The sequence below is a fragment of the Wenyingzhuangia gracilariae genome, from assembly GCF_056387575.1.
Genome location: NZ_CM150748.1, coordinates 1 through 22,199 on the forward strand (window position 1 = coordinate 1; position 22,199 = coordinate 22,199).

The 22,199-nt window shown below is 31.3% G+C and carries 22 protein-coding genes; 13 read left to right on the forward strand and 9 right to left on the reverse strand.

Going from position 1 to position 22,199, the window contains the following annotated elements; translation table 11 throughout:
• The 3 genes from dnaA to ACY2IJ_RS00015 are packed head-to-tail and all read left to right on the forward strand — an operon-like array spanning position 1 to position 2,604.
• Entirely contained in the window at positions 1-1,431 is a 1,431-nt protein-coding gene (dnaA, locus tag ACY2IJ_RS00005; RefSeq protein WP_476725103.1) for a chromosomal replication initiator protein DnaA, read from the forward strand.
• A 3-nt stretch (positions 1,432-1,434) separates the two neighbouring features.
• Positions 1,435-1,896, forward strand: coding sequence for a low molecular weight protein-tyrosine-phosphatase (locus ACY2IJ_RS00010; protein ID WP_476725104.1), 462 nt, complete (start codon positions 1,435-1,437; stop codon positions 1,894-1,896).
• 3 nt (positions 1,897-1,899) lie between these two features.
• Positions 1,900-2,604, forward strand: coding sequence for an SAM-dependent methyltransferase (locus ACY2IJ_RS00015; protein WP_476725105.1), 705 nt, complete (start codon positions 1,900-1,902; stop codon positions 2,602-2,604).
• Between the two features lie 76 nt (positions 2,605-2,680).
• Here the strand turns inward: ACY2IJ_RS00015 and ACY2IJ_RS00020 are convergent, their stop codons facing one another.
• The 4 genes from ACY2IJ_RS00020 to dapF are packed head-to-tail and all read right to left on the reverse strand — an operon-like array spanning position 2,681 to position 6,069.
• Positions 2,681-3,712, reverse strand: a complete 1,032-nt coding sequence (locus ACY2IJ_RS00020; RefSeq protein WP_476725106.1) for an L-dopachrome tautomerase-related protein — start codon at positions 3,710-3,712, stop codon at positions 2,681-2,683.
• A gap of 28 nt (positions 3,713-3,740) precedes the next feature.
• A complete protein-coding gene (gene mltG / locus ACY2IJ_RS00025) occupies positions 3,741-4,763 on the reverse strand; it encodes an endolytic transglycosylase MltG (RefSeq protein WP_476725107.1) in 1,023 nt (340 codons plus the stop codon).
• Positions 4,764-4,769: 6 nt separating this feature from the next.
• Positions 4,770-5,291 (reverse strand): GNAT family N-acetyltransferase, encoded by a 522-nt coding sequence (locus ACY2IJ_RS00030; protein WP_476725108.1) that lies wholly within the window; start codon positions 5,289-5,291, stop codon positions 4,770-4,772.
• On the reverse strand, positions 5,284-6,069 hold the full coding sequence (gene dapF, locus ACY2IJ_RS00035; RefSeq protein ID WP_476725109.1) for a diaminopimelate epimerase: 786 nt from the start codon (positions 6,067-6,069) through the stop codon (positions 5,284-5,286). The genes ACY2IJ_RS00030 and dapF overlap by 8 nt, the downstream gene beginning before the upstream one ends.
• Positions 6,070-6,169: 100 nt before the next feature.
• Here dapF and ACY2IJ_RS00040 point away from each other — a divergent pair, with 100 nt between their 5' ends.
• Together ACY2IJ_RS00040 and ACY2IJ_RS00045 are read left to right on the forward strand one after the other, a co-directional pair.
• The gene (locus ACY2IJ_RS00040; protein ID WP_476725110.1) at positions 6,170-7,432 is read left to right on the forward strand and encodes a porin family protein; all 1,263 of its coding nucleotides are present in this window, start codon (positions 6,170-6,172) and stop codon (positions 7,430-7,432) included.
• Positions 7,429-7,776, forward strand: a complete 348-nt coding sequence (locus ACY2IJ_RS00045; protein ID WP_476725111.1) for a phage holin family protein — start codon at positions 7,429-7,431, stop codon at positions 7,774-7,776. Before ACY2IJ_RS00040 ends, ACY2IJ_RS00045 begins: the two co-directional genes overlap by 4 nt.
• 54 nt (positions 7,777-7,830) lie before the next feature.
• Here the strand turns inward: ACY2IJ_RS00045 and ACY2IJ_RS00050 are convergent, their stop codons facing one another.
• Positions 7,831-9,171 carry a Gfo/Idh/MocA family protein gene (locus ACY2IJ_RS00050; RefSeq protein WP_476725112.1) on the reverse strand — a complete coding sequence of 447 codons (1,341 nt, stop codon included), beginning with the start codon at positions 9,169-9,171 and terminating at the stop codon, positions 7,831-7,833.
• 13 nt (positions 9,172-9,184) lie between these two features.
• Entirely contained in the window at positions 9,185-10,531 is a 1,347-nt protein-coding gene (locus ACY2IJ_RS00055) for a 3-keto-disaccharide hydrolase (protein WP_476725113.1), read from the reverse strand.
• 197 nt (positions 10,532-10,728) lie between these two features.
• Between ACY2IJ_RS00055 and ACY2IJ_RS00060 the strand changes: the two genes are divergently transcribed.
• The 8 genes from ACY2IJ_RS00060 (at position 10,729) to ACY2IJ_RS00095 (ending at position 18,965) form a co-directional block, all read left to right on the forward strand.
• Positions 10,729-12,111: a trypsin-like peptidase domain-containing protein gene (locus ACY2IJ_RS00060; RefSeq protein ID WP_476725114.1), complete on the forward strand. Its 1,383-nt coding sequence runs from the start codon at positions 10,729-10,731 to the stop codon at positions 12,109-12,111.
• Positions 12,112-12,254: 143 nt separating this feature from the next.
• A complete protein-coding gene (gene dapA, locus ACY2IJ_RS00065) occupies positions 12,255-13,139 on the forward strand; it encodes a 4-hydroxy-tetrahydrodipicolinate synthase (RefSeq protein WP_476725115.1) in 885 nt (294 codons plus the stop codon).
• A gap of 10 nt (positions 13,140-13,149) precedes the next feature.
• The gene (locus ACY2IJ_RS00070) at positions 13,150-13,965 is read left to right on the forward strand and encodes an outer membrane protein assembly factor BamD (RefSeq protein WP_476725116.1); all 816 of its coding nucleotides are present in this window, start codon (positions 13,150-13,152) and stop codon (positions 13,963-13,965) included.
• 17 nt (positions 13,966-13,982) lie between these two features.
• Positions 13,983-14,303 (forward strand): DNA-directed RNA polymerase subunit omega, encoded by a 321-nt coding sequence (locus tag ACY2IJ_RS00075; protein WP_476725117.1) that lies wholly within the window; start codon positions 13,983-13,985, stop codon positions 14,301-14,303.
• Positions 14,304-14,309: 6 nt separating this feature from the next.
• The gene (gene coaBC / locus ACY2IJ_RS00080) at positions 14,310-15,521 is read left to right on the forward strand and encodes a bifunctional phosphopantothenoylcysteine decarboxylase/phosphopantothenate--cysteine ligase CoaBC (RefSeq protein WP_476725118.1); all 1,212 of its coding nucleotides are present in this window, start codon (positions 14,310-14,312) and stop codon (positions 15,519-15,521) included.
• Positions 15,514-16,410, forward strand: coding sequence for a type IX secretion system protein PorD (gene porD, locus ACY2IJ_RS00085; protein WP_476725119.1), 897 nt, complete (start codon positions 15,514-15,516; stop codon positions 16,408-16,410). Before coaBC ends, porD begins: the two co-directional genes overlap by 8 nt.
• A gap of 14 nt (positions 16,411-16,424) precedes the next feature.
• A complete protein-coding gene (gene recN, locus ACY2IJ_RS00090; RefSeq protein WP_476725120.1) occupies positions 16,425-18,086 on the forward strand; it encodes a DNA repair protein RecN in 1,662 nt (553 codons plus the stop codon).
• A 63-nt stretch (positions 18,087-18,149) separates the two neighbouring features.
• Positions 18,150-18,965: an enoyl-ACP reductase FabI gene (locus ACY2IJ_RS00095; protein ID WP_476725121.1), complete on the forward strand. Its 816-nt coding sequence runs from the start codon at positions 18,150-18,152 to the stop codon at positions 18,963-18,965.
• A gap of 51 nt (positions 18,966-19,016) precedes the next feature.
• Here the strand turns inward: ACY2IJ_RS00095 and ACY2IJ_RS00100 are convergent, their stop codons facing one another.
• From ACY2IJ_RS00100 to ACY2IJ_RS00110, 3 genes are read right to left on the reverse strand one after another with little or no spacing between them, the layout of a single operon-like run.
• Positions 19,017-20,048, reverse strand: coding sequence for a DUF4421 family protein (locus tag ACY2IJ_RS00100; RefSeq protein ID WP_476725122.1), 1,032 nt, complete (start codon positions 20,046-20,048; stop codon positions 19,017-19,019).
• Between the two features lie 39 nt (positions 20,049-20,087).
• Positions 20,088-20,840, reverse strand: coding sequence for a molybdate ABC transporter substrate-binding protein (modA, locus tag ACY2IJ_RS00105; protein WP_476725123.1), 753 nt, complete (start codon positions 20,838-20,840; stop codon positions 20,088-20,090).
• Positions 20,841-20,844: 4 nt separating this feature from the next.
• A complete protein-coding gene (locus ACY2IJ_RS00110) occupies positions 20,845-22,161 on the reverse strand; it encodes an alginate export family protein (RefSeq protein WP_476725124.1) in 1,317 nt (438 codons plus the stop codon).
• Between the last annotated feature and the right edge of the window lie 38 nt (positions 22,162-22,199).

Here is a 22,199-nt window from a genome sequence, read left to right on the forward strand (position 1 = left end):
ATGATAAAAACAGCCGAAGATGTGTGGGCTTCCTGCTTAAGATTTATAAAGGACAATATTACTCCAGTTGGTTACAAAACTTGGTTTGAACCTATTGTGCCGGTTAAATTAGAAGGCGGAGCTTTAACAATTCAGGTACCTAGTAAATTCTTCTTTGAATTTTTAGAGGAAAACTATGTTAAAATCATGCGAAGTGCTTTGGTTAGAGAGTTGGGGAAAGAAGCTAGACTTTTGTATGATGTTCGTCTAGAAAACTCATACAGCAGTAAAGTTCCACAAACGGTTAAGATACCAAGCTCTAACAGAGCTCCAATGAAGGCTCAAAACGTAACATTTCCCGCAAAAAGTGTTAGTAGAGAGGTAAAAAATCCGTTTATTATTCCTGGATTGCAAAAAGTAAAAGTAGAATCAAACCTAAACCCTAACTATTGTTTTGATAACTTTATGGAAGGGGAATCTAATAGATTAGGAAGATCTGCAGGAATGGCAGTTGCCAATAAACCAGGAGGAACATCTTTTAATCCGTTAATGATTTATGGTGGTGTTGGATTAGGGAAAACCCATTTGGCACATGCTATAGGTGTTCAGGTAAAAGACAAATATCCAGACAAAACAGTATTGTATGTATCTACCGAAAAGTTTATTCAACAATACGGAGATGCTGTTTTAAAAAACAACAACAGAAACGATTTTTTACATTTTTATCAAATGATAGATGTATTAATTGTAGATGATATTCAATTCTTATCAGGGAAAACAAAAACCCAAGATGCTTTTTTCCAAATTTTTAACGAACTGCATCAAAATGGAAAGCAAGTAATTTTAACATCAGACAAAGCCCCTGTAGATATGCAGGACATAGAACAACGTTTGTTGTCTCGTTTTAAATGGGGACTGTCAGCAGAGTTGCAAGCTCCAGATTACGAAACAAGAATAGGAATTTTAAAAAACCGTTTGTATAGAGATGGTGTAGAAGTTCCAGATGATGTGATAGAGTTTATAGCCAAACACATAAAAACAAATGTTAGAGAATTAGAAGGAGTTGTAACTTCTTTAATAGCACAATCTGCATTTAATAAAAAAGAATTTAGCTTAGCTTTAGCAAAAGGAATTGTAGATAAGTTTGTTAAAAACACTAAAAAAGAAGTTTCTGTAGATTATATTCAGAAAGTAGTTTCTAAATATTTTGAAATAGACTTAGCCACTTTGCAGTCTAAAACCAGAAAACGTCATATTGTACAAGCTAGACAATTGGCAATGTATTTTTCTAAGAAATTAACAAAATCTTCTTTAGCAAGTATTGGTGCTCAAATAGGTAAAAGAGATCATGCTACGGTATTACACGCTTGTAAAACGGTTGATAATTTAGCTGCTACCGATAAGAATTTTAAGACCTATGTAGAAGAAATTTCTAAAAAATTATCTTTCTAAAAAATGAAGACCACTAAGGTTTTAATGGTGTGTTTGGGGAATATTTGTAGATCTCCGTTAGCAGAAGGAATTTTAAAATCTAAAGTAGATTCAGCTATTGTTGTGGTAGATTCTGCTGGAACAGGAGCTTATCACGTAGGCAATTTGCCAGATTCAAGATCTATACAAGTTGCCAAAAAATACGGATTAGATATTACAGATCAACGAGCAAGAAAAATTCAACCATCAGATTTAGATACCTTTGATTGTATTTATGCAATGGATGAATCTAATTATAGAAATATTATTGCTTTGGCCAAAACAGAGGCTCAGAAAAGTAAGGTGGGTATGATTATGAACGAACTACAGCCTGATGAAAATATTTCTGTACCAGATCCTTATTACGGAGGAGACAACGGGTTTGAAAATGTATATCAAATGTTAGACAAAGCATGCGATGTTATTGCTAAAAAAATAAGTGAGTAAACAATGAAAGGAAATTTATATTTAATACCTACTACTTTAGGAGATAATGAACCGTTAGAGGTAATGCCAATATCTGTAAAGTCTGTGGTAGAAAGTTTGAATCATTTTATTGTGGAAAACGAAAAATCTGCTAGAAGATTTATCAAAAAAATAACTCCATCAAAATCTCAACCTAGTTTAGAATTAAAATTAATTGATAAATATGTAGATCCGGTAGAGGTAAACACGTATTTGGATGTTTGTATGGAAGGAACTTCTGTAGGTTTGTTGTCAGAAGCTGGTGTTCCTGCAGTTGCAGATCCTGGTTCTGATGTAGTGGCTTTGGCTCACAAAAAAGGGATTAGAGTTATTCCTTTGGTAGGACCTTCATCTATTTTAATGGCGATGATGGCTAGTGGAATGAATGGACAAAGTTTTGCTTTTAATGGATATTTACCTATTGATAAAGCAGATAGAAAAAGAGAAATTAAACGTTTGGAGCGTTTGTCTAAAGAACACAAACAATCTCAGATTTTTATAGAGACACCTTATCGTAATCATAAAATGTTAGACGATTTAAAGGCAACATTATCTCCCAATACCAGTTTATGTATTGCTGCAGATATAACCATGCCTAATGAGTATATTAAAACCTATACCATGGCAGAATGGAAACATCAAAAGCCAGAAATTCATAAAATTCCTGCAATATTTATTATACACGCATAAAGTTAATTTTTTAACAAAGCATTAAAAAAGCCAAATCTGAATAAGATTTGGCTTTGGTGTTTAAAATAAATTGAGGTCAATCTATTTTTATTTTGTTGATGGTGAAATTTAAATGCTCTATGCCATCTTTTACTTCGTTAATTCTAGAATTGGTATAATACAATTCGTTATTGTAAATACTAAAAGTGTCTGCCCATTTAATTTTTTCTCCCTCGGCAAAAACTTCTATTTGATTTGTTGAAGTTTTTAATCTCATTATTTTGTTGTTTTCTAAGTCTGCAAGATACAGGTTGCCAGATTTGTCTAAAATCATCCCATCAGGAGCTGGAGTTTTTTTAATAAATTGTACGCTGTTTTGAATTTCTTGCTCTGTACCATTTATCAATATATCAGTAGGAACAGCATAGAGACTATATCCGGTTAAAGAATGGTAGTAGAGTAAACCTTTAGTAGTATCTAAAGCAATACCATCAGAATGAACTGTATTTATCCACGTACTGTTGTTGAATGTTAAATAATCAGTTTCTGCAAGTGTAGAGCTATGGTTGTCTAAAACTCTTTTAAAGTTTCCTGAGTTTAAATCTAAAATTAAAAGTCCAGCATGTCCAGAATCTGTAAAATAAGCTTTGTTGTGTTTAGCATCTATACGTAAATCATTAATGTAGGAATCTTTGTGAAAGCTATTTTCTGAAAGTATATAAGTTCTACTTAATTGATGAGTATTTAAATTAAAAACGAATACTCTAGGATTACTCTCTACACCTTTAAATAATGGGTTTCGAGTATCTAAAACATATAATTTGTTGTTGTGTGCTACTACAGATTGTACGGCAACAAAAACAGAATCGTTTAAAGGAGTGTTTAGTGTCCAAGAGTTCCATTTCTGGTTAGGATAAGGAGTGGCTGTTCCTTTGGGATCAATTTGTACTACAGAGTTTTTAACACCTTGTCTCCATCTAGGAAAATTTGCAAATATTTGTCCTTTATTACTAACTGTTACACCGGTAACTTGTTGTCCTTTAAAAGAAGCAACCTGGGTAATTGTTTTAGGTTTAGAACTGCAGCTAATTAAAAATAGTGTAGATATAAATAATATAAATCTGTTCATGTCTAATAATGATTTTAATAAATTGAATTTATCTATGTACTCTTTGTTTGTTTAGCCAACGTTGGTAGGCAAAAGCATTTCTGTTGTGTTGACTTAATGTTTTTGCAAAATTGTGGGTACCAAAATTTTCGGGACTTGCACAAAAATAATAGTAAGAGTGTCTTTCTGCATTTAGAACCGCATCAATGGCATCAATGTCTGGCATGGCAATGGCAGATGGTGGAATGCCTCTGTTTAAATAAGTGTTATAAGGGGAGTTGTGTTGTAAATCTTTTTTCAAAACTCGTTTAATTACCGTATCACGTCCATATTTTTCTTTCAAAGCATAAATAATAGTTGGATCCGCCTGTAAAGGCATTCCAACTCTAATTCTGTTTAAATAAACACCAGCTACTCTTTTTCTTTCCGGTTTGTGTTGGGTTTCTTTGTGTACAATGGCAGCTATGGCAATTACTTCGTTTTTAGATAAATTTAAACGTTTAGCTTTGTTAATTCTATCCTCATTCCAAAAACGATGGTATGCATTTAGTAATTTGTTTCTTAATGCATTTGGAGAAATGTTCCAATAACAATCATAGGTGTAGGGCATACAAATATTTAAAACTGTTTTGTGTGTAAAACCTTTTTGTTTTAAAAAAGTAGGATCTGTTAAACTGTTTAAAATACTGATAGAATCGGCTTCTATTTGTTGAGCTAATCTTCCTGCTAAATCTTCTATATAATTCTGATTGTTAAAGGTAACTTTTATTGGGGTTTGTTTTCCACTGCGTAATAAATTAATCAATTCATTAGCGTTTAACCCTTCTTTTAAAACATACATTCCTGGTTTTACATGATTGTATTTTTTTAAAGACATCACTTTTTTTACATCATCAATATCTGTACATATAGAGCTAAGAGTATGAATAACATCTTTAACAGTATCTGTAGATTTTAGGTATACTTTTGTAGATTGATTGATTTGGCTACTGTAAATAATAGAGTAGTAGTACAATCCGATAGAGAGAATTAGCAAAGTAAAAATACCAAGACTATAATATATTTTTTTCATGAATGATTAAGGGTGCATCAATTGATAAAAGGCAACATCTTTAAAATTTCCATCGCTAAAAATCCAGTTTTTACGAATCCCTATACTTTGGTATCCTAATTTTTCAAAAAGATGGATGCTGTTTTTATTGTCTATAGCTATGTTAGCATATAGTTGTTTTAGGTTTAAAGTAGTAAAAGCATAATTGTTTACTAGCTCAAGGGCTTGTGTGGCATATCCTTTTTGTTGGTGTTTAGAATCTATTAAAACACCAATGCCTGCACGTAAATGTTGTGGGCTAAAATCAAATAAATCAATCATGCCCACAATGTTATGTTGTTTGTTTTCTATAGCAAATCTAAGTTGTTTTGCTTCGTAAATGTCTAAATGACTATTTTCTAAATATTGTTTTAAAAGATAACGAGAGTAAGGAGTTTGCGTACTACTAACTTCCCAATAAGCTTGGTCGTTCTCTATATTGTATAAGAACTCCAAATCTTCAGGCTCTAAAGCACGCAATTTTATTAAATTTCCCGTTAGTTTACTCATTGTAACTTAGGTTTCCTTTAAACACAAAAGTAGCAGGTCCTTTTAAAAATACATTTTTGTATCCGTTTTCTGTAGGAGTAAAAGAAACTTCTAATTCACCACCTTCTACTTGTAAAGGTACTTTAGTGTGAGTGGTTTGTTTTTGTTGATACATGGCAATAGCAACAGCAGTTACACCTGTTCCACAAGCAAGAGTTTCATCTTCTACACCTCTTTCGTACGTTCTTACTCTAAATTTTCCATTGCTAAGCGATTCTACAAAATTTACATTGGTTCCTTCTTGAAAATAAGGAGCACCATAACGAATTGTAGATCCGTTGTTTTTTACATCGTAGTTTCCAATATTTTCTACCAATTGTACGTGGTGAGGAGATCCTGTGTTTAAAAAACAGTGATTTTCAAAAACATCTACATTTGCAACATCAATCATTTGTAGGTTGGTAATTCCATTTTGGTAAGAAGCATAATGCAATCCATCTACCGCATCAAAAGTTGTTTCTGTTTCAAAAATCCCTAATTTATGAGCAAAAGCAACTAGACATCTACCTCCGTTTCCACACATAGTACTTTCTGTACCGTCAGAGTTGTAGTAAACCATGGTAAAATCATAGGTGTCAGATGGATTTAACAACATCAATCCATCAGCTCCTACACCAAATCTTCTGTTGCATAAAAAGTTGACTAATTTTGTATTTTCTCTAGGGAAACTTAAATCACGATTGTCAATTACAACAAAATCGTTTCCTGTGCCTTGATATTTATGAAAAGTAATGTCCATTTTAATTTGTATTGAGCCTACAAAAATACAAAGAAAAATAATGAAATGTAAAAGTTAATATTGCGATGTTTTATAATTATATTGTCCAAAAAAAAGAGAAATGAAAAAGAAAATTTTTGTGTTGCTATTTTTATTTTCAATAGCAATGTATTCGCAATCTGATTATAGAGATGGCTATGTTATTACACTTGAAAAAGACACCATATATGGATTGATAGATTATAGAGGAAGTTCATTAAACACTCAAAGTTGTCATTTTAAGAAAGCTAAAAGTAATACAGTACAAAAGTTTGATCCTAATGAGATTTATGCCTACAGGTTTGTTGATGGAAAGTTTTACATAGCTAGAGAATTACAGTTAAAGTATCAAAAAAAAATGGTGTTTGTAGAGTTTTTGGTTGATGGTGTGGTAGACTTATTTTATTACACAAACATGGTATATGATGAGTATTATTTGGTTGAGAACGATAAGGGAGAGCTGTATCAATTAACAAATAAAGAAAAGAAATATTATAAAGACAATCAAGAATACATTAGAAACACTAATAAATACAAAGGGGTTTTAAAGTTTTTGTTTAAAGATGCAGAAAAAACAAGAAATTCTGTAGATCATATAAGTTTAACTAAAAAATCACTAGTTAAGATTTCTGAAAAATACCATAATGAAGTCTGTACAACAGGAGAAGAATGTATAAATTATATGTATAATAGTTCTAAAGTAATATCTTCTTTTGGGTTTATTGTTGGGGTTGGTCATACTTCTTTAACGCAAGTTAAAAATGTTCCTCCCAATACTAAATACTTAGTTAATAGTAATTTTAATACATCTACATATCCCGTGTTTGGAGTATACTATAAAAAAAATCTACCTAATTGGATCGAAAAAATGTTTTTTGAATCAAGACTGATGTATTCTACTTTAGAACATACAACGGTTAATGATAATAGTAATGCTGATATTAATTCGATAAGGGATGTTTACGAGGTGAATGCTAAAGTTTCTTCGTTAGGGTTGGATTTGTTGTTAAAGTATGAATTCAATAATAATTTTTTAAAGCCTAATTTTCATATTGGTGTTTTTGGAGATTATTATTTTTCTACAGATTATAAAGCAACTAGGACTAGTACTTTTTTCTCGTCCGGAAATGAGGTTGATAGCAATAATTATGATAATGTTGAAGATAATTTTAATAATTTTAACACAGGTGTGTTGGTAGGTTTTGGTTTACGAAATTCGATTTTAAATAAAAATGAAATAACACTTGATATTTCGTATAAATATGGTTTAGGTTATAGTAGTTTTTATAACACTAACACAATTAATGTAAGTTTAGCTTACGGATTTATAAAAGAAAAAAGATGAATTATATAGTACAGTTATTGGTAAATGCTTTGGCGGTAATAATTATAGCTAATTTTTTACCAGGAGTAGAGGTGAGTAGTATGTTTACAGCAATTTGGGTGGCTTTAATATTAAGTATTTTAAATTTATTTGTAAAACCAGTATTGCTGTTGTTAACCTTACCAATAACGGTGTTTACATTGGGACTTTTTTTATTGGTAATTAATGCGATTATTATAAATATGGCAGCTTATTTAACTTCGGGCTTTTCTGTAAGTAGTTTGTGGATTGCTTTGGTTTTTAGTTTGTTGCTTTCTATTGTTAGCTCCATATTATCCTCTTTATTTGGAATAGAAGAAAAATAGGCTTAAAAGTTTATTACTTTTAAGCCTATTAAAAAATAAAATTGTATTTAATAGTTACAATTTAGGTTCCCATCCTTTTTCATATGTACGTTTGTAAAGTTTTAAAGCTGCTTTGTCTTTTTTAACTCTTCCTGTTTTGGTATCAATGTGTAAGGGTCTTCCTAATTCTTGAGCAATGTTTCCTAAATGACAAGTCATAGTTGTAATACTTGCATCTGTAATAGGAGAGTTTTGTTTTTCTCCTACTCTAATGGCATTAAAAAAGTTAGAGATGTGTTTTACATCTAAACTACCACCACCTGCAGTTCCTAAGGTAACATTTTTACCTGCTTCTTTTTCGTTTTTGATAAGTTTTCCTGATAAATCATATAAGGAATAACCTCCACGAGTTAATGTTATAGCTCCTTTGCTTCCGTATATAGTAGCTCCACGACCAGGTTGATTTGGTTGTATTTTTCCACGACTGTGTCCAGTCCATGTAATAAACTTACCATCATCGTAGGTAAATGTTGCTTGTTGGTTGTCTGCAAATTCCCAATCATCTTTATAAGTGTATTTACCACCAAAAGAAGAAACAGTTTTAGGAATATCTACACCTAAAGCCCAACGACAAATATCAATTTCGTGTGTTCCATTGTTGTGAATTTCACCTGTTCCCCAAGTTTTAAACCAATGCCAGTTGTAAGGGTGTATATTGTCTCTGTATGCTTCTCTTGGAGCAGGTCCTTGCCATAAATCCCAATCTAAAGTACTTGGTATCGCAATTTTTTTACCAACACCAATGCTTCCTCGGTTGTTGTTATAATAGGCTTCTCCTTTAAAAACATCACCAATAATTCCTTCTCTAATTTCTTGTACTCCTTGTTGACTTGTTACAGCTGAGCGTTGTTGATTTCCCATTTGAACAACTTTACCATATTTTTTTTGAGCAGCAACTAACATTTCGTTTTCAAAAAGGTTGTGGCTACAAGGCTTTTCTACATACACGTGTTTCCCTGCCTTTAAAGCTGCAATGGCCATAGGAGCATGCCAGTGTTCTGGTGTAGCTATAAACACAGCATCAATGTCTTTGTTTTCTAATACTTTTCTAAAGTCTTTTTCAACGGCAGGAATGTAGCCTAATGTTTCTTGACAGAAAATATTATTTTTCTCAATAATTTTATCATCTACATCACAAGTAATAGCAACTTTGGCTTCTTTGTATTTTCCGATAGCTTTGGTAAGAGATCTAGCTCTACTTCTTACACCAATAACAGCTACATTTAATCGTTCGTTAGCACCTATAATATTAGATCCATTTGTAGCAAAACTCAAATTAGGGATTAACATGCTACCCAAAGCAATACCAGCAGAACCAGCTGCTGTTTTCTTTATAAATTCTCTTCTTGTATCCATTTGAATTGTTTTTTTAGTGTTTTTTAATTTTAATGTTTCTGAAAGAAACTAAATCTCCGTGGTCTTGTAATAAGATTCTCCCTTCATTGAGCAATCCAAAGTTTTTCCATTTTTTGTATTTACTTTCTGATACTAGCTTTTTAAAGTGAGGGCTTTTTCTTTCGTACTCCAATACTTTTACACCGTTTAACCAATGCTCTACATGGTTGTTAACAGATTTGATATAAGCTGTATTCCATTCACCTATAGGTTTAACAGGTTTGTTTACATCTGCTTGAATTAAATCATATAAAGAAGCAATAGTTCTACTTCCTTCGTGGTTTCCTTTTTTAGCATCAGGATGTAATGCATCATCTAAAATTTGAAATTCCAAACCAATTGAAGAACCAGGTCCTTTGTTAATGTTAGTGTCTACATAATACTTAATACCACTATTAGCTCTAGGGGTCAGTTTAAAATCTACTTTTAATTCAAAATCACTAAAAGATTCTTTGGTTACAATATCTCCACCTGCAGCAGATTCAGCACCACCAGAAGCCAATACGCTAAGAATTCCGTTTTTAATTTTCCAACCTTTTTTAGGGAATTCGTCTAACTTGGCACCTTTCCATCCTTTGGTTGTTTTACCGTCCCATAACAACTTCCATCCTTCGGTTTTTTCTTGCTTTGTTAAATGGTTTCTTTTAACTGCTACAGGTGCTGTCGTTTTGGTAGCGTATTTTCTAGGATTTTCATCAATAATACGTATGTTTTTCCAACGAATTTGTGTTCCTGCTTTTCCTCTATGAACTTGCAAACCAATAAAACCACTAGCGGTCTCATTGTCTACTAAATGAGCTGCAGGTATACCGTTGATCCATGTTTTAATAGTGTCTCCAATAGCTTCAACTCTATATTTATTCCAATCATTATGTTTGAAAGCCTTTTTTGCAGGAACGTTGTCTTCTAGATCGTTCAGCCATCCTCTTTTTCCTTCTTCAAAAATTCCTCCGCTCCAAGCTCTTTCAGAAGGATCTATTTCTACTTGATAACCATGCACTCTTCCGTTTTTATATTCAGGAAAACTGTTGCTTCTTATTTGTATTCCTGCATTTGTATTTGCATCAACTAAATATTCTATTTCTAATATAAAATCACCGTAATGTTTGTTGGTTGTTAAAAAAGTATTAGGTTCTCCCTGAACTGTAGTTCCTGTAATAACACCTTCTTTTACATCGTAGGTGGATTTTCCTCCTTTAACGTTCCAACCCTCTAAGGTATCTCCCTTAATTAGGTTTTTCCAGGGACTTTTACTTTCCTGAGATTTACAAGATGTTAAAACTGTTAAAAGAGTAACAGCAGAAATAAGTAGTTTTTTCATTATTTTTTATTTTAATTACAAATCTTCGTGTTCGTGCACGATTGTAAATTTATTAATTTTTTTCAAATAATTTATTTATAGTTTATTATTTATGGGTTTTTATTAGGAATAGGTTGGTTAAGTTGAGTTTTATGACAATGTTTCCCTTGGCATAGTTTTTGAAAATTAGGCTTATAGAAATTAAAAATTTAAATAACATGAAACAGAATATTAAATTATTTGTGATGGCATTATTTGGTGGTTTTATGTCGATTCTTATATACAATCAATTTATAGATTCTAAAGAAGAAACAGAACAAGTTAAAACGACCAATATACAGCAATTTCCTGTATACACATCTAATACAAAATTAGTGGCAGCTGAAAATTTGACAGATTTTACCACTGCTGCAGAAGCAACAGTAAATGCTGTAGTACACGTTAAAAACACATCGGTAGGAGTGCAACAAGATCCTTTTGCTGAATTGTTTTTTGGACACGGATACGGAGGTAGAAAATATGAAAGAGTAGGAACAGGGAGTGGAGTAATTATATCGCCAGATGGTTATATAATTACCAATAACCATGTGATCGAAAATGCTTCGGAAATAGAAATTAGTTTAAACAATAAAAAGAAATACAAGGCTGAGTTAATAGGTACAGATAAATCGACAGATATAGCTCTAGTAAAAATAAAGGCAGATAACTTACCGTTTGTCACTTTTGGCGATTCTGATATTTCTAAGGTTGGAGAATGGGTGTTGGCAGTAGGAAATCCTTATAATTTAACATCTACTGTAACTGCCGGAATTATTAGTGCCAAAGGAAGAGATTTAGAAGGAAATAATAATATAGAATCTTTTATTCAGACCGATGCGGCTGTAAATCCAGGAAATAGTGGAGGGGCCTTGGTAAACACCAGAGGAGAATTAATAGGAATTAACACAGCTATTTCTTCTCAAACAGGTTCGTTTGTAGGGTATTCTTTTGCAGTGCCCTCTAACATAGCTAAAAGAGTTGTAGAAGATTTAATGGAAAGTGGATCTGTAAAAAGAGCAGTGTTAGGAGTTACAACTCAGGTAAAATCTGATGTAGATGGAGTTTATATTTCTGAAATTTCTAAAGGTACTGGTGCAGACAAAGCAGGAATGAAACCTGGAGATGTGATAAAGAAAATTAATGCTGTTAAAATTCATAAATTTTCTGATTTGGTAGGACAATTGGTGGCTAAAAGACCTGGTGATGAAGTGTTGGTAACTATTGATAGAGATGGAGTAGAAAAAATATTAAAAGTAAAACTATCTGAAATAAGTGAATTGGTAACAGAAGCTTTTGGTATTCAGTTTAACGAATTAAAATCAGAAGAAAAGAAAGAACTAGGTACGTTAAGTGGAGTAAAAGTGTCTAAAATAGATAATAAAGATTTACAAAAATTAGGAATAAGATCGGGATATGTAATTGTAGCAATTAACAATTATGAGTTAAATACATTAACAGATGTAGAAAAAGTAAAAGCTGCTGTAAAAAAATCTGACAACATCAACAAGCTTGTTGTTATCAACTTAAAAGGAGAAAGAGAAACTTTTTCTAGAGGGTGGTAATTTATTGAATTTATTCTACTGAAAAACAGACACTTTTTTAATTTATGTTAAATTCTTACAGCTTATTTTTATTTAGTAGATATTCTCTAAATAAAATACTAAATTTGCAGGCTAGCACAATTATTAAAGAGCATAAGTAAAAGATGAGTAGTTTTTTGGGAACAGGAGTTGCATTGATAACCCCTTTTGATAATGATGGTAATGTAGATGTTCAAACTTTAGAAAAGTTAGTTGAATTTCAGATAGATAATGCAGTTGAGTATTTAGTAGTATTGGGTACTACTGCAGAAGCAGTAACCTTAACTAATGAAGAAAAAGAATTGGTAAAAGCCACAATTGTAAATACAAACGCAGGTAGATTACCTATTGTATTGGGAATTGGAGGTAACAATACAAATGCCGTTATTCAAGAAATAAAAGAAACTGATTTTACAGCAATTAATGCTATATTATCAGTTTCTCCTTTTTATAACAAACCTTCTCAAGAAGGTATATATCAGCATTATAAAGCAATTGCAGAGGTATGTCCTGTAGATATTATTTTGTACAACGTACCAGGTAGAACAAGTTCTAATGTATTGCCTAAAACAGTTGCAAGATTGGCAGAAATTCCAAATATAATAGGAATTAAAGAAGCAAAAGGTGACATGGATCAAGCTTTAAAGTTGCTTAAAGCAGTTCCGAAAGATTTTTTAGTAATATCTGGGGATGATATGTTAGCTTTACCAATAACTGTAGCTGGTGGGGCTGGAGTAATATCTGTAGTAGGACAAGCTTTTCCAGGAGAATTTTCTCACATGATTCGTTTAGGTTTGTTAGACAAATCAAGAAAAGCATTTAATACACAATATAGAATTCAAAAAAGTATTGGATTAATTTTTAACGAAGGAAATCCGGTAGGAGTAAAAGCATTGCTAGAAATTTTAGGAATGTCATCTGCTAAAGTAAGGTTACCTTTGGTAGAAGCTACTCCAAAATTAAAAGCAGAGTTAAAACAATTTGTAGAATCGTTTTACGTTGCTTCATAAAAATAGATATATGTATAAAAATTTTAAATATAGTTTGATTGTTGTTTTAGCAACTGTTGTTTTAATATCTTGTGGAAAATACAATAAGGTATTAAATAAAGGAACGGGAGCAGAACGTTATAAAATGGCAAACGAATTGTATAAAGAAGGTGATTACGACAAAGCCATTCGTTTGTATGAGTTGGTAATGTCGGAATATGCTAATAAACCACAAGCAGAAGTTATTACTTTTAGGTTGGCAGACTCTAACTACAATATAAAAGACTACTTAACAGCAGTTTATTATTATGAAAAGTTTATAAGAAGTTATCCAAAAAGTACAGAAATAGAAAACGGACAATATAGAATTGCAGAAAGCTATTTTCACTTATCACCCAAATACAGTGTTACACAAACAGACACAAAAAAAGCACTAGAAGCTTATCAGAATTTTATAGACAGCAACCCAGATTCTGATAAAATAGCCCAAGCAAACAAAAGAGTAGACGAATTAAATTTAAAATTAGAAAAAAAAGCATTTGAAATAGCAAAGCAGTACTACAAAATAGGAAACTATAAGTCTGCCATTGTAGCTTTTGACAATGTGATTTTAGATTATTTAGGAACTTCTTACAAAGAAGAAGCTATGTTTTACAAGTTTAAGTCAGCTTATGAATTGGGAATCAATAGTGTTGTACATAAAAAAGAAACTAGAATTAAAGAAGCTTTAAAAGCTTTTAACAGATATAAAAAAGCTTTTCCTACATCAGAATACTTAAAAGAAGCTGAGGGATTGTACGAAAGACTTTTAAAAGAGAATAAAGCAAAACAACAACAAAACAGTTAAGATAATTATAAAATACTATGGATTACAAAAAAACAGAAGCTCCATTATCTACAATTACATATGATAAATCTAAAGTAGAGGCAGAAACACAAAATATTTACGAAGCTATTTCTATCATATCTCAAAGAGCTACTCAAATTGGTAGTGATTTAAAGAAAGAATTGGTAGATAAGTTAGATGAATTTGCTACTTACAACGATAGTTTAGAAGAAGTATTTGAAAACAAAGAGCAAATAGAGGTTTCTAAATTTTATGAAAAGTTACCAAAACCACATGCTATTGCAGTAGAAGAATGGTTGAATGGTAAAGTATACCATAGAAAACCAGAACAAGAATAGTTCTTTATGAGTGTATTAAGTGGGAAAAAAGTTTTATTGGGGGTAAGTGCTGGAATTGCAGCTTATAAAACCGCTCATTTAGTAAGACAATTTATAAAAGCAGGTGCCCTTGTGCAAGTAGTACAAACACCTGCTTCTAAAGAATTTGTAACTCCCTTAACATTGTCTACTTTATCTAAAAACCCGGTACATTCTACTTTTTACAATGAAGAAGATGAGAATGCGGTTTGGAACAACCATGTAGATTTAGGTTTATGGGCAGATTTAATGTTAATTGCTCCAGCAACTGCAAATACTTTGGCAAAAATGACCAATGGAGTGTGCGATAATTTATTATTAGCCACTTATTTGTCTGCAAAATGCCCAGTGTATTTTGCACCAGCTATGGATTTAGATATGTATCAACATCCATCAACTAAAGAAAGTATTCATAAATTAACTTCTTTTGGTAACATATGTATACCTGCAACTAGTGGAGAATTGGCTAGTGGATTGGTGGGAGAAGGTAGATTAGCCGAACCTGAAGATATTGTTGCCTTTATAGAAAAAGACATTCTGTCAAAACTTCCTTTAAAAGGTAAAAGAATTCTAATAACAGCCGGACCTACATACGAAGCTATAGATCCTGTTCGTTTTATAGGAAATCATTCTTCTGGTAAAATGGGGTTTGAATTGGCCAAATGTGCAGCAAATTTAGGAGCTCAAGTCACTTTAGTTTCAGGTCCATCTCATCAGCAAATAAAACATAGCTATGTAAATAGAATAGATGTAGTTTCTGCAGAAGAAATGTACAATGCATGTCATCAATATTACAAACAGGCAGACATTGCTATTTGTTCTGCTGCTGTAGCAGATTATAAGCCAGCTGTAGTGGCTCATCAAAAAATTAAAAAGAAAGATGCCAGTTTGCAAATAGAATTGGCACCAACCAAAGATATTTTAGCTTCTTTAGGAAAAAACAAAAAACACCAATTGTTGGTAGGCTTTGCTTTAGAAACAAACAACGAAGAAGAGAATGCTAAAGCTAAAATACAGCGTAAAAATTTAGATTTAATTGTCCTAAATTCTTTAAAAGATAAAGGAGCAGGGTTTGCAAAAGATACCAATAAAATTACTATTATTGATAAAGATTTTGGAATACAAAAATTTGACACCAAACCCAAAACAGAAGTTGCTACTGATATTTTAAATGCTATTATTCAAAAAATAAATGTATAAACAATTTGCTTTATGGATTTTACTGCTTGTTTTTACTGGGATAAAAGCACAAGAATTAAATTGCAGTGTAACGGTTAATGCAGATCAAATATCGGTATCTAACAATCAAATTTTTAAAACATTAGAAAATTCTTTAACAGAATTCATCAACCAAACAAAGTGGACAAACGTTCAATTTAAAGAGCACGAACGTATTAAGTGTGCGTTTACCATTTTGTTAACAGAACAAACCGGTACCAATTCATTTAAAGGAACTATTCAAGTACAAGCATCAAGACCTGTATTTAATTCTACTTATTACAGTCCGCTTATCAACCACCAAGACAATAGTTTTACTTTTAGATATACGGAGTTTCAGCCTTTAAACTTTAACATAAACCAATATGAATCTAATCTTGTATCGGTTATTTCTTATTACAGCTATTTAGCTATAGGTGTGTATGCCGATACGTTTGGTAAATTAGGAGGAGAAAGTTATTTAAAAACAGCCTTAACCATTGCCAATCAAGCACAACAATCTGGAGCAATAGGTTGGGATAACGCTATTAATAAAGTAACTAGATTTACGTTAATAGATCAATTATTAACAGATAGTAATCAAGATTTTAGAAATTTGTATTACACATATCATTATAATGCTTTAGATGATTTTGAAAGAAATCAAAAAACGGCAACAAAAAAAATAATGGAAGATATTATATCAATAAAAAAAATATATGATTCCAACCCAAATAACATTCTTATTAGAATGATGATGGATGCCAAGGCAGATGAAATTGTAAATGTTTTTAGAAAAAATAGAGGAGTAAACACTTCTCAAATCTTATCAGTATTAAAAAAAGTTGCTCCTAATAATTCAAAAAAATGGAAGCAAATTTATTCTAATTAAAAACCTAATTATATATGTTAGTTTCTTTAGCTGTTCAAAATTATGCTTTGATCAAGAAGTTACGAGTGGATTTTACCAAAGGATATTCTGTTATTACAGGAGAAACTGGAGCAGGAAAGTCTATTTTATTAGGGGCTTTAGGATTGGTTCTTGGAAATAGAGCAGACTTGTCTAATTTAAAAGATAAGGATAAAAAATGTGTGATAGAGGCAGAGTTTGAAATAGAAGCTTACCAATTAGAAGCTGTTTTTAATGAATTGGAATTAGATTACGAACCTAATACAATTATTCGTAGAGAATTATTGCCTAACGGAAAATCTAGAGCATTTGTAAATGACACTCCTGTAAATTTAAAAGCACTACAGTCTCTCAAAGAATATTTATTAGACATACACTCACAACACAATACAATGTCTTTGTCTGATAAAAACTATCAGTTTTATGTGATAGATGCTTTGGCAGGAAACTTAGAGCTTTTAAAAAAATACCAATCAGAATTTAAGAAATACAGAAAAGAAGTTAAGCATTTAGCAACACTAAAAGCTAATCAACAAGAAGCACAGCAACAATATGAATATAATTTGCATTTGTATAAAGAATTGCAAAACGCAAAATTAAAAGAAGCCAATGAAGTAGAAACTTTAGAAGCAGAAATAGAAAAACTGTCGCATGCCGAAGATATAAAAACATATTTGTTTGAAAGTTTACAAGTATCTACAGAAGAACAAATAGGAGTACAAACGTTGTTAAATCAATTGCAAAATGCTTTAGGTAAAATAGCTCCTTTTGATGTAGTATATACGCAAATACACGAAAGAGCCAAAAGTTTAAAAATTGAATTAGATGATTTGGTTTTTGAATTGGAAAAACAAGCCGAAAAAGTAGAAGCAAACCCAGATGAGTTAGAAAGTTTAAACGATAGATTAAGTTTGTTGTTTGATTTGCAAAAAAAACATTTTGTAACTTCTTTGCAAGAATTAATGGAGGTTAGAGATAGTTTAGCTCAAAAAGTAGGTCAGGTAGAAGATGCTGCCGATGTTTTAAAACAAGCAGAACATAATGTAAAAGCTCAAAAGACAAAAACATTAGAAATAGCCAAACAAATATCTAATAATAGAAAAAAAGTTGTTTCAGGTTTTAAAACAGAACTAGAAACGGTTTTGGCTAAACTAAGCATGGAAAATGCTCAGTTTGTAGTAAATATTGAACCTGTAAAAGAATTTACAGAGTATGGAATTGATGATGTTTCTTTCCTATTATCATCTAACAAAGGTTCTGATTTTGGTCTGCTAAAAAAAGTAGCATCAGGAGGAGAATTGTCTAGAATTATGTTAGGAATAAAAATGATTTTATCAAAGTTTGTGAGTTTACCTACTATTTTGTTTGATGAAATAGACACAGGAGTTTCGGGTGAAGTAGCTACTAAAATTGCTGATGTAATGGTAACTATGGGCCAAAATATGCAAGTAATTACCATTACCCATTTGCCACAAGTAGCCTCTAAAGGACAACAACATTATAAAGTTTACAAGCAAGTAGAAGGTGATGAAACCGTTACTTATTTAACACAGTTAGATACTAAAGAAAGGGTAAATGAAGTAGCAGAGATGTTGGGAGGAAAAGATAAATCTCAATCGGCAATAGAACATGCAGAACAATTATTAAGTATTTCATAGGAAAAACTTATATTTGTGGCAATCTATTTAAAATTATAGAATACACTATTTTAAACAATACATATGTACAATTTATTAAAAGGTAAAAGAGGAATCATTTTTGGAGCTTTAGACTCTAATTCAATTGCTTGGAAAGTGGCAGAATCTGCACATGCAGAAGGAGCAACTTTTGTGTTAACAAATGCACCTATCGCTATGCGTATGGGTGAAATTAAAGAATTGGCAGAAAAAACAGGTTCTGAAATTATACCTGCTGACGTTACTAAATTAGAAGACATAGAAAACCTAATAGAAAAATCTGTAGAGATTTTAGGAGGAAAAATAGATTTTGTTTTACACTCTATTGGAATGTCTGTTAACGTACGTAAAAAAATTCACTACACAGATAATAACTACGATTTTACTCATAAAGGATTTGATATTTCTGCATTGTCTTTTCACAAAGTAATGCAAGTGTTATATAAAAAAGATGCCATGGCAGAATGGGGATCTATTGTAGCTTTAACTTATATGGCTGCTCAAAGAGTATTTCCAGATTATAATGATATGGCAGACAACAAAGCTTATTTAGAGTCTGTAGCACGTTCTTTTGGGTATTTCTTTGGTAGAGACCACAAAGTACGTGTAAACACAATTTCTCAATCTCCAACAGCTACTACAGCTGGTAACGGAGTAAAAGGATTCTCTGGGTTTATTAACTACGCAGAAAAAATGTCTCCATTAGGAAATGCAACAGCTCAGGAATGTGCAGATTATACAATTACATTGTTCTCTGATTTGACAAAAAAAGTAACCTTACAAAACTTATTTCATGATGGAGGATTCTCTAACATGGGAGTTTCTACAGAAATTATGGCCGCTTTTGACGATCAAGAATAAGAGAATATTTTTATAAAATTAAAAAGCCTTTACATTGTGTAAAGGCTTTTTTTATTTGATATTAAATTTCTTCATAATCTTTTCTTTTAAGTAATGATCTAATTTTTTAGGAGGATCAAACCTATATCCCAAGTAAATATTCAATCTAAGTTTTTCATCTATTAAGGTAGATGTACTCCTCTCTTGAAAATATTTATCAAACTTTTGGGTTAAATTAAAGCCAGAAAACAATCGTCCGTTATCATACCCTAAAGTAAAATAGGTTTCTATTTGTATAGAGTTGCTATGATTTTTGCTTATTTGAGTAGAATTATTTGTATTTACAGATAAGTTGGTAAACTTATAACCCCCACCTCCTGTAGCACCTGTAGATAAAAACATAGAATTAGATAGTACATAGTTGTACAAATATCCTACCTGTAAAATAAACTCTAAATTGTTAGAATTTTGTTTCCCGTTGCTATTGGTAATACTTTCTTGATTGTTTATAGTATAATATTTATAAGCTATAGAAGGAACAAAACTCCCCACACTTAAATTTTGCTTTTCGCTTTGATTGGTTAATGATTTAAGGGAGAAATAAGGATTTAAAGCAAATGTAGAAACACCCGAATATTCCCTATAAACCATATCGGAAAACTGAATAAAATCATCTTTATCTGTATTCCAATTTGGAATAAAATCTTCGGTATTTTTTAAATAAAATCCTTTGGTTTTTTGATACAAAAAATAATGATGCCAATGAGGCATAAAAACATTTAAACCAATATCTGTAGTTTCTGTTTTTCCTTTTCTAGGATCAAAATTATTAATATAATTAATAATTGGAATGGTAACCTGAACAGATATAAACTGGTAGTTTAAGCCTATTTTTGGAATTTGTTTAGATTGTGGAGATAACGTGTATTCTGTTTGTGGAGATTTTATAGTAAAGCTTTTAGCATTGTTGCTACTACTTAACTTAACGGCAAAATATTCTTTAAAGGATTTAATGTATTGCTCTTTTTTATTTCCATTTTGTGCATTTACACTGGAAGCAAAAAAGATAAAACAACTAAGTAAAAAACATTTGGCTAATTTCAATGAAATTGATTTTATAATGTAAAAATACAAATTGACTATTTAATTAGAATAAGTTGTATACCCATATTTTTTTAATATTTGTTGAGCTTGTTTACTGTACATAAAATGATAAAATTTTAAAGAATATTGTAGAGAGTAATCATCTTGCTTTAAAACAACAATTCCTTGATCAATGGGAGCGTAGTCTTTTTTTGAAATGGATTTATAACGATAGGTAGATGCTTTTTTTTGAAGTACAGAAGCACTTGTAAAACCAATTTGTGTTGCTTTTGTACTAATAAATTGATTTACTTGAGAAATACTTTCTCCGTAAACTAATTTGTTCTTAATACGATTATACAAATGGTGCTTTTTTAAAACATTTATAGCAGCAACACCATAAGGTGCTGTTTTAGGATTTGCAATTGCAATGTGTTTTATTTGAGAAGAACTCAAAGTATTTAAACTAGGTTGTACACTGTCTATACAAGTCCAAAGAATAAGTTTTCCGTAGGCATATGTTTTAGGCTTGTTGTGTGTTAGTCCTTTTTGAAATAGAGTAGTAGGGTATTTTAAATCTGCAGATAAAAAAATGTGGTAAGGAGCTCCTTGTTCTATTTGGGCGGTTAATTTGCCCGATGAAGCTACAATAGTGTTAATGTTAATTCCTGTTTGTTGTGTAAACACATCAGACAATTCTTTAATAGCGTATTGCATATTGGCAGCAACGGCAATGTTTAATTTTTTTTTAGGGGCATTGTTGCAAGCATTTAGCCCAACAATAATTGCGAATAAAATAAAAACATTTCTCATAATTTTAATTACGGATGTTTAAAATATTGGGAGTCCAGTTGATTGATAAATAAGTAAACTGAGCAATTTTATTTACATCTCCATTTTTTCCAGTATCTATAGCGGTTATATTGTCATTTGGCAATAAAAATAAATGTGCTAACTCTACCTTTGTATACTTATTGGGTCTATAAAAAAATCTAAAATCGTTTTCCCAGGCATAAAAAGGATTGTGGTATTTAGAAGAGTTGCTGGTTGCTTTTTTTAGTTGAGTTTGACTACCTAAAAGATGACTTTGCCAGTTTAAACTAAATGTAGGTGAAAATATAAAATTTTGCATAATATAAGGGTTTATAATTCCCTCGTGTTCATTAGTTCTAACAGTTCTTTGTGTATAATCCATCCCTCCATTGTGTCTGTGAAAAGCTCCGTATTGTGCCAAAAAAGAGGTAGATTTATTATCTGTTTTGTTATGGTCTCCACTAAAAACTTGAGCTCCTAAACGAATGTTATAATCCTTGTTTTTAACCCATTTTATTTCAGGTTCTAAATAATAAGCATTGTGTTGTTTTCCATTTTCTATTTTACCCCACTGATAATATCCTGCGAATGTAAGTACAATTTGTTTTTTCTTATAAGTAATTCTTCCTCCGTTGGTAGATTTCCAAAAACCTTTTATGTTATTGGTAGATGGATCTGTGTATTCATCAGCAATATTTATAGCAGTAAGACTAAGATTTGAATTGACATTGTATTTGATGAAATTTGCAGCCATTGCTCTATAAATATCCCAGTCTACATTGTAAGCTACATCAAATTCATTTGCTTGGTTTTGATTGTATGCACCAATAAGATCTACATTTAAGTTCTCTTTTTTATACATAAACCGAACAGCATCATGTTGTCCACCTGCTTGTCTCCAATTGTTTTCTGCAAACAAACGTTGGTTATCGTACATAATTCTTTGTCTACCAATACGGGCTGTTAGGTTGTTGGTAAGTTTTGGTTCTACATAAAATTCATAAAATTGAGCTTTACCATTTGCATCTCTAGGGTTGGTATCTCCCCAAACTCTAATATCTTGTAGAGTTGTGTGGAATAAAAATTTTTCAGTTTTAAAATCTACATTTATTCTTGCTCTGTGTGATATAAAAAATGCTGCGTTTGAGTCTTGTTCGGGCAAACTTCTATATCCTTTTCTGTATTCTGCTCTAGGTCTATACTCCAAACTTAAATTAAACTCTGAGTTTTGAGTATTAAAAAAAGAATGATTGGTTTGAGAAAAAGAGCAATAGGTAATGACTAAAAATAACTTATAAATATTTTTTTTAGAAATAAACATTAAATAGATGTATTGTCTGGTTAATAATTTACAAACCT

Coding starts and splice junctions, on each gene's coding strand:
- ACY2IJ_RS00020 (WP_476725106.1), bottom strand. CDS start 3,712: ATGAACAGATTTATATTATTTATATCTACACTATTTTTAATTAGCTGC.
- dapA (WP_476725115.1), top strand. CDS start 12,255: ATGAGTAGTTTTTTGGGAACAGGAGTTGCATTGATAACCCCTTTTGAT.
- ACY2IJ_RS00055 (WP_476725113.1), bottom strand. CDS start 10,531: ATGAAAAAACTACTTATTTCTGCTGTTACTCTTTTAACAGTTTTAACA.
- recN (WP_476725120.1), top strand. CDS start 16,425: ATGTTAGTTTCTTTAGCTGTTCAAAATTATGCTTTGATCAAGAAGTTA.
- coaBC (WP_476725118.1), top strand. CDS start 14,310: ATGAGTGTATTAAGTGGGAAAAAAGTTTTATTGGGGGTAAGTGCTGGA.
- ACY2IJ_RS00095 (WP_476725121.1), top strand. CDS start 18,150: ATGTACAATTTATTAAAAGGTAAAAGAGGAATCATTTTTGGAGCTTTA.
- ACY2IJ_RS00075 (WP_476725117.1), top strand. CDS start 13,983: ATGGATTACAAAAAAACAGAAGCTCCATTATCTACAATTACATATGAT.
- ACY2IJ_RS00040 (WP_476725110.1), top strand. CDS start 6,170: ATGAAAAAGAAAATTTTTGTGTTGCTATTTTTATTTTCAATAGCAATG.
- ACY2IJ_RS00045 (WP_476725111.1), top strand. CDS start 7,429: ATGAATTATATAGTACAGTTATTGGTAAATGCTTTGGCGGTAATAATT.
- ACY2IJ_RS00030 (WP_476725108.1), bottom strand. CDS start 5,291: ATGAGTAAACTAACGGGAAATTTAATAAAATTGCGTGCTTTAGAGCCT.
- ACY2IJ_RS00070 (WP_476725116.1), top strand. CDS start 13,150: ATGTATAAAAATTTTAAATATAGTTTGATTGTTGTTTTAGCAACTGTT.
- mltG (WP_476725107.1), bottom strand. CDS start 4,763: ATGAAAAAAATATATTATAGTCTTGGTATTTTTACTTTGCTAATTCTC.
- ACY2IJ_RS00015 (WP_476725105.1), top strand. CDS start 1,900: ATGAAAGGAAATTTATATTTAATACCTACTACTTTAGGAGATAATGAA.
- ACY2IJ_RS00060 (WP_476725114.1), top strand. CDS start 10,729: ATGAAACAGAATATTAAATTATTTGTGATGGCATTATTTGGTGGTTTT.
- modA (WP_476725123.1), bottom strand. CDS start 20,840: ATGAGAAATGTTTTTATTTTATTCGCAATTATTGTTGGGCTAAATGCT.
- ACY2IJ_RS00110 (WP_476725124.1), bottom strand. CDS start 22,161: ATGTTTATTTCTAAAAAAAATATTTATAAGTTATTTTTAGTCATTACC.
- dapF (WP_476725109.1), bottom strand. CDS start 6,069: ATGGACATTACTTTTCATAAATATCAAGGCACAGGAAACGATTTTGTT.
- porD (WP_476725119.1), top strand. CDS start 15,514: ATGTATAAACAATTTGCTTTATGGATTTTACTGCTTGTTTTTACTGGG.
- ACY2IJ_RS00010 (WP_476725104.1), top strand. CDS start 1,435: ATGAAGACCACTAAGGTTTTAATGGTGTGTTTGGGGAATATTTGTAGA.
- ACY2IJ_RS00050 (WP_476725112.1), bottom strand. CDS start 9,171: ATGGATACAAGAAGAGAATTTATAAAGAAAACAGCAGCTGGTTCTGCT.
- dnaA (WP_476725103.1), top strand. CDS start 1: ATGATAAAAACAGCCGAAGATGTGTGGGCTTCCTGCTTAAGATTTATA.